Origin of the sequence: Thalassotalea sp. G20_0, from assembly GCF_017744175.1 — a bacterium.
In the GTDB taxonomy this organism is placed as follows: Bacteria; Pseudomonadota; Gammaproteobacteria; order Pseudomonadales; family Endozoicomonadaceae; genus Endozoicomonas.
The window spans coordinates 1-500 of sequence record NZ_JAGHQV010000555.1; the positions used below are offsets into that span (position 1 = coordinate 1).

Here is a 500-nt window from a genome sequence, read left to right on the forward strand (position 1 = left end):
CCGGGGTGCAGTGGTATCTTATAAAAACTCTCTAGTGCACCTGGTATGTTCGCTTTTAGCTGCTCCAGAGTTTTACCAGTAACCGTTATCACACCGGTTTGTATATCCTGAACTGTGAGCCTGAAGAGATCGTCGCTATAGCTAAAAGCGAAGTAACAGATATGATCAGCAGTAGGGCTAACCCCAAACTGGACCAATTCAGTACCAAGGCTGTCAACAGGAACCTGGTCAAGCAGTTTCTGGGTCAGCTCACTTATTGAATTGAATTTGTTCGATATGATTTCAAGCTGGTCTAATACTGCATCCCTCACTATTTCTGCTGTTTTGTAGGCTTGGGTAATATATAAGCTGTCAGCATTCAGCCCCAATGAAGCTGGATGATTCTTTGGTGTCAATTTATCATTGAGATATAAAAAATCCTGCAAGGTCATTCTGATCTGGATTGGGAACCGAGTATAACCGGTACCAAACAATATTGACTGTGCCAGACTAGTCAATGA

The 500-nt window shown here is 42.6% G+C and carries 1 protein-coding gene; it reads right to left on the bottom strand.

Annotated features, from left to right (window positions below):
• Positions 1 to 431 (bottom strand): hypothetical protein (locus J7438_RS27530; protein ID WP_209279184.1); only part of this gene is annotated, 431 nt, incomplete at its 3' end.
• Positions 432 to 500 lie beyond the last annotated feature (69 nt).